Genomic DNA, 12,663 nt, shown 5'->3' with positions numbered 1-12,663 from the left:
AAAAAGGGGAGAGATATCTATATCAATATTGGTACAAAGATAAACTCGCAAAATATTATCATCAAAAGACTACGGCATAAAGCCAACGCTTCGCCCACAACTCATTTATTCCGTTTCCTTTTGAGCAGAAATTTTGTCTTCTGTTTGGGTTCTGCAAAAATATTGTTTAATCTAAAATTTAAGTATTATGACAACAAAAGCAAGTACTACAAGCAAAAACGGAAAGGCAACAGCCACCATGAAAAATGAAGTCAAGAAGAAATTGACACAAGGCGCCATTGGACTTCAAGTTCAAGAACTACCTATCGGAAGGATTATTCCTGACCCAATGCAACCAAGAAAAACCTTTAACGAGGAAGCTCTAAAACAACTGGCTGAAAGCATCGAAGAACACGGTGTCCTACAACCTATTACGGTCCGAAAATCTGGAAAAGATTACATCATCGTCATGGGCGAACGTCGATATCGCGCAAGCAAATTGGCGAAAAAGAAAACCATTCCGAGCATCGTTAGAGCATTCGATAATAATGATGTTCTGGAAATTCAAATTATCGAAAATCTGCAAAGACAAGATGTTGAACCTACTGAAGAAGCCGAAGCTGTAGCATTCCTGAGCGAAAAATATGCGCCAACGGAGATTTCAAAACGGTTAGGAAGAACAGAAAACTTTGTAAGGCAACGTTTAAAATTAGCAGGTCTAATTGAAGGTTTTAAAGTCTTTGTTCGTAATGGCGAAATGACGATTTCGTTAGGTGTAGGTGTGGCGCTTTTCGAGCCAGAGGAACAGCAAATGATGCTGGAAACAATGGGAGAGGATTTTAATGCCCATCAAATTAATCAGATGATTAAAAACCAGACTTATGATTTGGAGAATGCACCTTTCGATGTGGTCGATGAAAAATTAATAACAAAAGCTGGTGCCTGTACAACATGTCCGTTCAACGCAGCAAATCAAGGCAATTTATTCGGCGATGATAAAATGGTGTGTACAAAATCAGCTTGTTATGAAACGAAGAAAAGCAAGTCATTTTTGAACCTGATAGAAAAATCGAAGAAAGAGAATATGCTGTTGATTCCTGAAATTCGCAAATACTGGGCAGATGACGAGAATAACCAGCTCATTATTTCGCAATTGGAAAAAAATGGATTGAAAGTCTATCTTCTGGACGATGTTGAAATAATCGAGGAACCTATTGAACCTACAATGGAAGCAATTAAGACAGAATACCAACATTACGACTATTCTGAAGATGAGCTGAAAGCTGAACTTGAAGAAGCGGTTGATAATTACAAGGAAGAATTGGAAGTGTATAATTCCGCAAAAGAAAATGGATTCGTAAAAGGTATTATGTTTCATCCAAAAACGTATGTTCACAAAGCAATCTTTGTGAAGGTAATAGAAGATTCAAAAACTGTAAATTCTACATACTCTGAACCGTTAGCAAATAGAAAAATGGCAGAGTGTTCGCCTGAAGAGCAAATCGTTAAAATCAACGAAAGAGAAATCAGAAAGCGACATATTGAGCACAACAAGCAATTTGAAGACATAGTTCAGATGATTCGTCAAACCGATTATATCGAAAATAAGAAATCACTTTCGGTAGATGAAATGGTAGCTTTCTCATTAACCCTATATGAAAACAATGTGGATTATGTAGGTCGGCAAAAACACTTTTCAAAATTATTGGGTAACACATCTAAAAAGACTGATGTGGAAACTGTCGAGAACTTCAAAAAGAATTTCAAAAAGGAAACCTTTTATAAGTTGATTCGGTATATCCTTACCAAGCAAGTACATTTTGGCGAAAGCAATCACGTTAATAACTTAACGAACATTTCATTCTACAATGCGATGCAAGGGTATTATAAAACTAAAATTGCCAATATTGAAAAGGAATATGCAGAAGAGAGAAACAAGCGTGAAGCACGTTTGAAAGAGCGCATAGAGAAACTTGAAAAGAAAATTCAGGAATTAAACGATTAGCTTTTGTTGTTGGAAGTAAGGGTCAGCATTCGTGCTGGCTCTTATTTTTTTATATAGTTCTTCATAAAAAAGGGAAAGTAGAACCTATTCAATCAATATCAGCGCAAAGTTAAACTCGTAAAATACACCCATCAAAAGACTACAGCATAAAGCCTACGCATCATCCAACGCTTATTTATTCCGTTTCCTTTTGAGCTGTGATTTTAGCTTCCGTTTAGGTACTGCTCAAATATTGTTTAATCAAAAAATCTTAGAATTATGAAACAAGTATCTGAAAAACCCAGCATCTCATTACAAGAAGCAGAAGAACATTATCGAGTAAGTAGTGAAAATTACGATGTCGATAGTGGAGAAAGTCATTTGGCTTATTACAGGGAAAAGCATCCTGAAAATTACCAGGTATTATTAACTAATTGTTTAACCTAAAATCTCACATCATGGAAAATTTAAAAGTAGTTCAGTTCGATTTCGGTTTTGAATGTAAGCCGATTATAATAAAGGAAAAGGTAGTAAAACCAACTAAAAAGGAAAAGAGCGATTTCGTTTTCGATTTTATGGATTGCCTTGCGAGTCCAATAATAGTTTTTAAATGCGCATGGCAAGACACCATACCAAAAGACATTCTAGGTAAAATAAAATTATCAAGAATAATGTGCTCAATGACAGGAGATAAAATGGCATCGCTTACAGAGACTTTAGCCTACATGATGCCAAGAACTTTTGAAGCACCCATGCAAACAGAATGGGTAAATATTTATACATGGCTAGGACTTCAATATGCAATACAGACCAAAAGTAAAGACCAATTAGAAGCTATGATTGAAATAGCACCAAAAGAACTGTCGGATTATGAAAAAGGACTCTTAAAAAATCTGAGATTATGGATTTATGATAAGCGAAGAAAAGCGCTTAAGGGAATTTTGAAAAAGAATAAAGTGTCAAAAGACGATGGTATTTTAGATATTCAAGAGAAACTGTTTTGAATCATTTTTTTTAAGTCGTTAGATTCCTCAATAATCCAATGATTCGTCTCTATAAGTTTTTTAATCTTTGCTTTGTACTTCTCTGAATACAAATGAGAACTTAAATTTGAAAGTGCTTCTGGTTTATCTTGATTTTTCCAATGACTACTATGTTCAGTATCAACAATACTTTTTGATATGGCCGTTGGGAATAAAAGTTGAAGTTCCGGAATTTTTTCTTTGGCTAACTCATAAATTTCTAAACCATCTGCATCCCAATCCGCTGAATAAAAAATGGGAAGTCCTCTCGTATCTGCGTATTTTAATTTGGGAACATTTTTTCCACCTGCGTACCAAAGTTCATAATTATTCTCACGAGGCATTTTGTCTTTTCTTAAAAAGTCTAAATTTTCGCAAAGAACAATTAATTCTGGTTTTTCACATTGAAGTATGTATAGATACTGTTGGTCTTTGTTCTCTACAAGTGTAATATCAAGTATTTGATTAATGGCTTTAATTAACGAGTCTTTATTATCTAAATATTTGTCATTTTTAAAAAACATTGTTGAGAATCCTCTAACGGTTTCTTGTGCTTCAATTAGTTGTTCTCTAGTAGGTATTAGATTATCATTTTGTTTTTTTGATTGTAATTCAATTAGAGTTTTTATATCCTCTTCTTCAAATCGTTTGGTTAAAAGGTTATTAACTTCTAAAAAGTCAAAATAAATTGGGAATAGATTTAAACGATGTTTAGTATAATATGAATCGTAATGTGTTCCTGGAAGATAATATTTGCCTACCTCAATGATTTCTTTATTTGATATCAATAATTGAATGGAAGAATCTTCCGTTAGTGAAGGTTTGATTTTAGTCTTTCGCTCTATATAGAGTTGGTGTAATGATTTAAGGACAGTCCAATTCATTTTTAATTTGATTGTGCTTTTAGATAGGTTTCTAAATCTTGTCTACCTTCATTTGTTTTAAAGTAACTATTTGGAATTGGGTAATTAATATTTTTATCGCCAGCACCCTCTATTAAATGATGTAAATACCAACCTTGTTCGGTATCTGAGCCGAATGGTCGTGGTGTCATTGTAAGGATTTGATAGCCAAATTCTTCAGCAATATTTGGGAAAGTACTAAAATTCAAGTTGTCTAAATTTGAAACTTCTTCCAAAATAAGGAATCGAAGTCCTGGTAAATCTGCGTTTAAAACTACTGATAATCTACCAATTCCTAGCAGTACAATAGCTGCATAACTTTCGCCTGTGCTACCACCAGCTTTTTCATTGTCAAACTCATCCGTGAATTTTGTTCTTAACTCAAAATACGTTTTCGGGTCTAGTAAATTGGAAAATTTAATTTTTTGATTAAAACTTGTTGTTTTCATGAAAAAATTCTCGACAAAACTTTCTACAGATTCACCCAGAGGAAGTTCGCCTGCACTATACACTTGTTGGGAAGTGGCTTGTAAATCATTAATCCAGTTAATATCAAAATCTGATGGCTGATTAAATTCCAATTGAAAATAATATTTACCACTAATTTTCTTTCCTTTAAAAAATTTATTTAAAGCTTTTATGGTCTCGTGGTATTCATCAAACTTTCCTTTGGTTTGCTTAAAAATACTGAGCATTGTTTCGTGTATGGCACCAAACATTCTAAATCTACTGCTATTGAGTTGTTTGAGTTCTTCTGAAATATTAGCTGAGTGTTTTATTTTAGGTCCTAAAAGAACACGCTCAAGAATTTCAAAATTATACGTTCCTTTTGCAATTTGTTCGTTAATTTCTGGGTCGTTTTTTATTTGTTCAAATGAACTTATAATTGCTTTGTAGTCGCCTATATAATTGGTTTTATTTGATTGAAATTCTGTAAATAAAGGATTTCTTTCAATGCTTTTGTATTCAGTTTTATCTATATTTTCGATTTCTAAATCTGGAAAATATGAAGAAAAATCAGCAACTATCTTATTCTTTTGATTATTTAAATCTGTAAGGGATTTTTCTAATTCCGACGGTTGATTTTTAAGCCTAGGTAAGAACTTTAATTTTTCTTCCAATTTGCTTTTGTCTGTATTATATTGAGCAGTTAATTCACGTTCATTTTTATCAATAGATTCTAACTCTTCTTGAAGTTTTTCCAATTGATTAGAAAGGTTCTTTTTTTCAATTGGAACACTAATTTTTAGTTCGACTTTTTTTATTTCTTTTTCTTCTTTAGAAATTTGAGTGTTTAAACCCTGTTTTTTAACTTCCAGGTTTTGAATCAATCCTAATGACAGTTTTAAATCTTTCAACTTAGAAAAATCATTAAGCCTTTGGTCTAACTTTTGGTCAATGTGTATTGATTTTTGTTCAAATTTTTCGCCTCTAATAAAAGCTTCAATCTGTGAAAGTTCTTTGTCAATACTACTAATTTCGTTGTTCAGCTTTGTTGTTTGATTTGAAAGTGCTTTCTCAAGTTTATCTTTATCTTTAAATAGCTGTTTTTCTTTGGTTGATGGTACAAACTCTTTTAGACCGCCCAAATTAAACCAATACCCATTATTTGCAGAATCATTTTCAATGAATTTTTCATTCATAAATTCTAAACTTTCAACATATTTAATACCAGCAGTTACGTCTTTTGGCTTCTTCCAATGAATATTTTTTAAAATTGCAAATAGGATGGCCTCTTGACTTTCAGTCAATGTTTTTTGTTGAGATAAAAGTTGAGCAAATAGAGAATTTTTCTTGTTTTTAGAAAGCAGATTCAGTAATTCGCGAATGTCCGCTTTTTTTGATTTAAGTGAACTCTTACGGTTATCAAGTGCGTCTTTTTGTAATTCAATCGTTTGCTCGATGCTTTCAAGAGAACCATAATTTTCAAAAACACTTGTAAAATGTGATATTCTACGTTTTATTTCAGCAATTTCGTAAGCTTCGATATTTTCAATAGTGACGATTGCCTCATTTTCAATTGCTGGTAACTTGATATTTTCTAATTCATTTATCTGAGATTTTAATGCTTCTACTTTATTATAAATTTCGCTGTATTCTTTTAGGTGTTTAATGGTCTTATCAAGATTGTCATAATCTTTTTTTGCTTTTTGAGCCGATTTTTGAATTTTTGGATTGTTTTTTTGTAATGACTTAATCTGTTTATTTTCTTCAAATACTTGAGTATTAATATCCTTTAATGACTGATTCTTTTTTGAAATTTCGTCTTCAGTATATGTAAAATCTACTAAAAGATGTTCTTTAAATGAATTGAGATAGAGGCTGTTTAAAGAACTTAAATTAGTAAGACGTTCTTGTTTGTTCTCAATGTCGGTAATTAATTCTTCAAGGTCTTTGTAATCATTAATTAGTTTCTCTAGGTCTGTTTTATGTTTTTCATATTCAGATTGAAGGCTATCTGTTTTATCTTCAAAAAGAAAGTTTTTTAAGCTATCGTCACTATCCGTGTCTAGAGTTTTTGCTTTCGAGAATGACTGTATGACTTTTGCGAAAGCATCAAGATTTGATTCTATAGAAAGGTCGATTGGTAATACTCTATTTTCAAATAGGAAAGTGTAAAGTTCATTTTTTTGATTCTTATCTGAAAAGCTTCTAAGATATATTTGTTTTTCATCCCTTAGTTTAATGGCAAGTTTCTCTATTGGTGGGATACTATTATCATGAATAAAATCTTTAAAAAATGGTATGTTGTTTTTAGCAATGCTTAAATCACTTAATTCATTATTATCATTTATACCATGAGCTTTATTAAGAATCCAAAATGATTTGAGTGGTCTGCTTTTTTTATTGGGTATGTTAACGCCTAAAGTGATAAAGCTATCTTTTTCTACTTCAATATTAATAAAAATATAAGCGTCTGAAGTTTTATAAGGAAGTGTGTGAAGTAATCGCGTATTGTTCTTGAAGCTTTCAGTACCAAACGCTATTTTTTGCTTATCTGAGATAAAAAGAATTTGAAAAAGGTCGGCAATAAGTGATTTCCCTATTCCGTTCTTTCCTGTGAAATCTGTCCTAATAGGGTGTAATAAATAATCTTGGTTAAAATGCATTATGATTCCAACTGTAGAAAAAGAATATATTCGTGGGTATTTAATCATTTGTCTGTAATAAGTAGTTCTCTATAAATTCATCAATGTGGGTTATTTCTTTTTCATATAATTTTTGAAAACGATAAATAGGTTCTTTTAGCTTAAAGTGGATGTCTTCACCCTCGTCTTTAGCCATAGATTCTACCCATCCTAATTTTTCAAAATCTCGTATAGTATTTTTAATATTGGTAATCACACGCTTCCATTCGTTGGGCGAATATTCATCTCTTATTTCTTTAAACCATAATTTTTTGAAATGCTTACTGTTTTCACCAGATAAAATTTCCTTTTTAATATCTGGAAATGTTATTTCCTTAATATTTTCAAAGTACCTGTCATAATACATATTTAATAGCATTATGCCCATTACGGTCTGTAAGCTGGATAATTCTTTATGTCTTCTCGTTGAGCTTAAAGCACCCTTTGAATCTTCTGTAAAATCAAGAAAATAAAATGTGATGTCATCTTTATAGTCTCTTTCTAACTCTAAACCATAGAAGTTGGCATAGTAGAACTTTAGTTCTTCAAAATATTTTTTTAGTAACTGGTAGAGGTAATAATTTGAGTCCTTTTGAATGTGTCTGCCACTTAAAAGTTCTATGTTAAGGTTTGCAAATTTTTCTTTAACATCATTATTTTCTAAAAACTTAAAAGGATGTTCTAAAGAATTTGGTTTATTTTCATGTTCCATACTAATATTTTTTGTTCGGAATATGCCTCTGGCAAATCCTTTGTAATTTCTATTTGATATCTGGGATTGCTGTTTGCAAATTGGAAAAGGTCAAAACCAACGCTTAAAGCTATTTCACTATCATTTTCACGTTCTAGAATTTTATAGAAATGCTCTGTGAAATTCAGTTCTTTTTTCTCTTCGAGAATACTTTTATACTCTCTAAGTAATTTTGCAGCACTCTCTTGCCTAAAAAGGTCTTTTTCTACCTTTTCTCTTTCAGACCTTGCATATTCATTGTCGTAATGAGCTGGTAGTATTTCGTTTCTCTGAATTCCATACGTGTGGTAATAAGGTACTTCTATAAATTTAAATCTCTCAATAGGTATTGATTTTATTGGAAAGGATTTAGGTAAAGTGATAATGTGTTTATTGGAATACGAAGCTTGCTCTAATGTGAATTTCAATAATTTCTTTAAATTTATTCTTATCCTTGATTGGTTTCTAAAGCTATTTTGAAGATTTGTTAATTGGTTATTAGCATATAATGACTTATCCATCAATTGCTTTAATCGATAATCTACATCATAGAAAAAATCAGTTACTTCTGTTTTTATATGCAAAGCCTTTTTGTAGTCATCGTTTAGTTTTTCAAATTTTTCTCGTTCAGTACTATTTTCAGGATGCTTAAACTCATCTATTTGTTTATAGAAAAAATCAACGACTTTTTCAATTTCAATATTTAGAGTGTTTCCTAAACGAAGAGTATATTTTATTTCCTCGGACTTTAGCCCAATTTCATCAAAGATTAATGTAAATTCTTTTGTAATGGTCAAAAGGTCTTCTGATTCATTTTTCAATAAATCATTAAGTCGGCTTATGGATGAATTGACAACATCCTTTAAAGCTTCAAGGTGGTCAATAATGGTTTGTTTACTGTTATTGTGAAATTGTAAATCGTACCATAATTCAAAATCAGCTATAGTTTCAATTTCCGAAGATTTAAAATCTGCATATTTCTGAAACGTTTTCTTAAGTGGAAAATGTTTAAGTGGACTATGAAGTTTTTTATGGATTAAATCGATAAATTTTTTCGCATAGTTGGTAAGCGCAAATTTCAACTCTTCATTTGGTGGTCTTTCAATATAAAAATGAAGTAAGTTTCTAACAATTTTTTCTGTTTGTGGTATAGAGCCAACTTCTATTTTAGCACTTTCATTAATGCACTTCTCAATATCACGATAAGTAAAGTATTTAGAAACTTTACCTGCTTTAATCCTTGAATCTAAGATATAGATTACCATACCTTCTTCTTTAGTAAGAACAAGATGGTCATACAATTGATTTATGTCTAATATTTCGGACTCGATTTTAATTGAATTTAAGTGAATCACCTAATTTAAAAATAAAGATTACTCTTACCTAGAAAGTACAGTAATATTTGACAACATTTTATTTACCTAAGTCATTCAGCACATTTCCTTTCATTCCGTAAAAACTTCATTCCAGAAAAAGAGCTTCATTATAATAAGTCTTGGACATAATCCACACTTTTGACTTTTCATTCCGTTAACCCTTTCCGTTGCTCTGGAAAGGCACACTTCATTTTCAAGTAAAAAGTGCGAATTAAGTCCGCTAAATAGGAAAAAATTATTTGCATTTTGTTCCAATTCCTATGATTTTGTATTTCACAAAGAATTTAGGTTCACTTCCGTAATCCAACACCGTCATACCTTTTTTTGACAGCAAAATAACAACATTCAGCTTTGAACGACAGCATAACCAGGCTCGTGCCTCGCACTTTTTATATGTCTAAACAAAGCTGAATATTGGACAGCACCAAGCAACAAAAAGAAGGTAACAGCGTCGGCTCTATGGGAAGTAAATCTAAAATGAATCTTATGAAATCTTACAAAATCAATAAAAAGGAAGCGGAACAAAAGTTAAAAAAACAAAAAAAGGAAAACGCTCTGGATATAATAAGTAAATCAATAACAAAGCCTTTCTGAATGGTTCAGATAGGTCAATATTAATCTTTAAATTTTTTAATTATGAGTACTCTAAGAAACAAAGTACAGTTAATTGGTAACGTAGGAAACGAGCCAGAAATCACAAACCTTGAAAGCGGAAAGAAAGTTGCAAAATTTTCAATCGCAACCAATGAATCTTACAAAGATTCTAAGGGAGAAAAAGTGACAAATACCCAATGGCACAATATTGTAGCATGGGGAAAGATTGCCGAAATCGTAGAAAAATATGTAGGCAAAGGAAAAGAAGTAGCACTAGAGGGTAAATTGACCTCACGCTCTTATGAAACCAAAGAGGGAGAAAAAAGATATGTTACCGAAGTGGTAATTGATGAAATTCTGCTTTTGGGAATTAAAGGCGAGGATAACGCTACTGAATAATTGAAATTAAAAGAGGGCGTTCCTGTGGAAAGATGCGCCCTCTTTTTCATTCTCACTATAACTAATAATAGAAACAATGAAGAACAAAGTTAATGAAATAAAAATTAGCTACAAAGGCGGTTTAAAATCATCTATGTGGCAAAAAATAAACAGTTCTCAAGATGCAGCCGAATTGTTGTTTGAGGATTGGGATAAAGATACCATTGCATTACAAGAGGTCTTTAAAGTTGTGCTTTTAAATAATAGCAATAAGGTAAAAGGTGTGTATCAAATTTCGCAAGGTGGAATTGTCGGAACGTTAGTTGATTTGAGAATTTTATTTGCAGTCATTTTAAAATCGCTATCGGTAGCCATTATTTTAACCCACAATCATCCAAGTGGAAAATTGATACCTAGTGAAGCTGATAAAAGCCTTACGAAGAAGATTAAGAACGCTGCAAAATTATTTGACATTAAGCTTCTCGACCATTTGATTTTTGCACCTGATGGAGATTATTATAGTTTTTCAGATAACGGAATTTTATAAAACGAAAAGCTATGATTTATATAAATTTTACCGATTTGAGTGAAGAAGCGCAAGAGCGTTTGCTTAACAATTCTAAAGAAGATGTTAAGCATAAATATGGAAAGGACATTATCGAATATGCATCTGCTAATAATCAAAATTTGGACAAGATGCTAGACGAAGAAGCAATAAGAAATTTATATAGTTACACATACGTGTTTAATATATAAACGTTCTTAAAAATTGTAAGACCTTTGAAAATTTCAGAGGTCTTTTTTTATGCCCATATTTTATATTCTGCAACAAAAAGAGTGGTTTGTTAAAGATACTTTTAAACTTCAATTGAAACACTCTTAAAAAATCTAATTTCAATTCGTATTACAGAAAAAGCCATTACATTTTTGGATGTAATGGTATTTTTTTGTCCAGCGAGCTGGACGAAAAGGAATAGCAAGAGGGTAACACGCTAGCGCGATGTTTCGATTTTCAGTTTTTTCAAAACCCTAATAAAATCAACACCTTTCGGCGATTGATTGTTTTGATTTTTGAATTTAGGACAACGTTTTTTCAGAAAAAATCCTCGCAGCCCAATAAAAACAACAAATTTTTTCAGAAAAAATGGATAAAGGATATGAAAAAGAGCGATTTGAGAAGCTCGGTATTAAAACCTCAGTAGCAGAGCGTTTTCGAGTGTTTTGTAAAAAATTATCTAAATCACAATCGATGACTTTGCTTCTGATGCTGGACTTTTTCGAGGACAATGGCATTTCCCCAAATGAAACTTTGGGGCCAAATATGCAAACATTGGAAAGTGAAATTAAGAAGCGAATCAATGCGGTAATTGCCATTATAAAAGACATAGAAAAGAACCATGATAAACCCACAACTGCGATGTTACAATCTTTGTTTATGGAGTTTGAACCAAAGCAAGAAAAGTTGATTTTAGAAAAAGAAGTTGAAGAGAAGGAAGTGTTAATTGTAGAAAAAAATGATTCAAGTAATCAATTATAGTATTATGTATATCACAATCACAGCTCAAAAATTAGGAGGAGATTATTCACAAAGTTCTGTGGATTTTGTTGAGTATCTGGAGAAAGAAAATCAAGGTTTGGAACAAGAAGATGTGGAGCATTTTTTTAATCAATATGGAGACGAAATTGAAGCCAAAGATGTGGTAAAAGAAATCGATGGCAATACGGCTAAACTCAAAAAGAAAGAACCAAAATTTTATTCCATTACAGTTAGTCCAAGTAAATATGAATTGAGAAAATTACAGAATAATTCTGAAGATTTAAAGAAATATACCAGAGCCATAATGAACGATTATGCAACGTCCTTTAATCGAGAAATTAATGGTAAACCAATAACTGTTGACGACATAAAATATTTTGCAAAAATTGAGCATCAAAGAACATTCAAAGGCACAGATAAACAGGTAAAAGAGAACCAACCTTTTGCCACTAAAATACTTCAGCTAAAAACTGATATTCGGAAAATTGAACAAGGTCAATTAGATGGGAATATAAAGAAAATGAAATCTCAAATTAGCAAACTCGAAGCCGAAGCACCACATCAACAAAATGGTAAACGGATTGTTCAAGGAATGAAAAAAGCAGGTAATCAAAGTCATATTCATATTATCGTGAGCCGAAAAGATGCCTCAAATTCTGTGAGTTTATCGCCAGGATCTAAATACAAAGGTTCGGAAGTTGAGATGCATGGTAAAATTGTAAAACGTGGTTTTGATAGGGATGCGTTTTTCACAAAAGCCGAAAGCACTTTTGATAAAACTTTTGGTTACAAACGCAACTATGCAGAATCCTATAAATCGAAAAAAGATTTCATTAAAAATCCAAAACTGTACTTCACAACTTTATTGGGATTGCCAGCAAGTGAAAAAGCAGTAGCTTTTAAAATGCTTGCAAAATCTGGAGTCCCTATGGCGAGTATTCCAACCAGTCAAGTGCAGTTGGCACTTAAAACCATAAAGTATTTAAAACGAGGTCTGGATGTGGCAATTAAATCGGGTTCAATAGGTATATAA

The 12,663-nt window shown here is 31.8% G+C and carries 12 protein-coding genes; 8 read left to right on the top strand and 4 right to left on the bottom strand.

Going from position 1 to position 12,663, the window contains the following annotated elements; all coding sequences use genetic code 11:
• Window positions 1-187: 187 nt before the first annotated feature.
• The 3 genes from A8C32_RS18555 (at window position 188) to A8C32_RS18550 (ending at window position 2,967) form a co-directional block, all read left to right on the top strand.
• The gene (locus A8C32_RS18555; protein WP_069831875.1) at window positions 188-1,984 is read left to right on the top strand and encodes a ParB/RepB/Spo0J family partition protein; all 1,797 of its coding nucleotides are present in this window, start codon (window positions 188-190) and stop codon (window positions 1,982-1,984) included.
• 258 nt (window positions 1,985-2,242) lie between these two features.
• Window positions 2,243-2,410, top strand: a complete 168-nt coding sequence (locus A8C32_RS20820; protein ID WP_165605868.1) for a hypothetical protein — start codon at window positions 2,243-2,245, stop codon at window positions 2,408-2,410.
• Between the two features lie 11 nt (window positions 2,411-2,421).
• Complete coding sequence (locus A8C32_RS18550) at window positions 2,422-2,967, top strand: hypothetical protein (protein WP_069831874.1); 546 nt, start codon at window positions 2,422-2,424, stop codon at window positions 2,965-2,967.
• On the opposite strand, the gene A8C32_RS18545 is transcribed toward A8C32_RS18550, so the two are convergent.
• From A8C32_RS18545 to A8C32_RS18530, 4 genes are read right to left on the bottom strand one after another with little or no spacing between them, the layout of a single operon-like run.
• On the bottom strand, window positions 2,949-3,869 hold the full coding sequence (locus tag A8C32_RS18545) for a hypothetical protein (RefSeq protein ID WP_069831873.1): 921 nt from the start codon (window positions 3,867-3,869) through the stop codon (window positions 2,949-2,951). The two genes, A8C32_RS18550 and A8C32_RS18545, sit on opposite strands and share 19 nt — an antisense overlap.
• A gap of 2 nt (window positions 3,870-3,871) precedes the next feature.
• The gene (locus A8C32_RS18540; protein WP_069831872.1) at window positions 3,872-7,045 is read right to left on the bottom strand and encodes a hypothetical protein; all 3,174 of its coding nucleotides are present in this window, start codon (window positions 7,043-7,045) and stop codon (window positions 3,872-3,874) included.
• The gene (locus A8C32_RS18535) at window positions 7,038-7,727 is read right to left on the bottom strand and encodes a condensin complex protein MksE (protein WP_069831871.1); all 690 of its coding nucleotides are present in this window, start codon (window positions 7,725-7,727) and stop codon (window positions 7,038-7,040) included. The genes A8C32_RS18540 and A8C32_RS18535 overlap by 8 nt, the downstream gene beginning before the upstream one ends.
• On the bottom strand, window positions 7,697-9,100 hold the full coding sequence (locus tag A8C32_RS18530; RefSeq protein ID WP_069831870.1) for a hypothetical protein: 1,404 nt from the start codon (window positions 9,098-9,100) through the stop codon (window positions 7,697-7,699). The genes A8C32_RS18535 and A8C32_RS18530 overlap by 31 nt, the downstream gene beginning before the upstream one ends.
• Window positions 9,101-9,757: 657 nt before the next feature.
• On the opposite strand from A8C32_RS18530, the gene A8C32_RS18520 reads away from it, so the two are divergent.
• The 5 genes from A8C32_RS18520 to mobB all read left to right on the top strand — a co-directional run bounded on the left by A8C32_RS18520 (window position 9,758) and on the right by mobB (window position 12,663).
• Complete coding sequence (locus tag A8C32_RS18520; protein WP_069831868.1) at window positions 9,758-10,114, top strand: single-stranded DNA-binding protein; 357 nt, start codon at window positions 9,758-9,760, stop codon at window positions 10,112-10,114.
• Between the two features lie 76 nt (window positions 10,115-10,190).
• Complete coding sequence (locus A8C32_RS18515) at window positions 10,191-10,640, top strand: JAB domain-containing protein (protein ID WP_069831867.1); 450 nt, start codon at window positions 10,191-10,193, stop codon at window positions 10,638-10,640.
• Between the two features lie 11 nt (window positions 10,641-10,651).
• A complete protein-coding gene (locus tag A8C32_RS18510) occupies window positions 10,652-10,849 on the top strand; it encodes a hypothetical protein (protein ID WP_069831866.1) in 198 nt (65 codons plus the stop codon).
• A gap of 388 nt (window positions 10,850-11,237) precedes the next feature.
• The gene (locus A8C32_RS18505; protein WP_069831865.1) at window positions 11,238-11,630 is read left to right on the top strand and encodes a BfmA/BtgA family mobilization protein; all 393 of its coding nucleotides are present in this window, start codon (window positions 11,238-11,240) and stop codon (window positions 11,628-11,630) included.
• A gap of 4 nt (window positions 11,631-11,634) precedes the next feature.
• The gene (mobB, locus tag A8C32_RS18500; protein ID WP_069832102.1) at window positions 11,635-12,663 is read left to right on the top strand and encodes a MobB family relaxase; all 1,029 of its coding nucleotides are present in this window, start codon (window positions 11,635-11,637) and stop codon (window positions 12,661-12,663) included.

It is taken from the genome of Flavivirga aquatica, assembly GCF_001747085.1.
In the GTDB taxonomy this organism is placed as follows: Bacteria; Bacteroidota; Bacteroidia; order Flavobacteriales; family Flavobacteriaceae; genus Algibacter_C; species Algibacter_C aquatica.
Note: the sequence above shows the minus strand (reverse complement) of the source record. Positions and strands in the feature narration are given on the sequence as shown.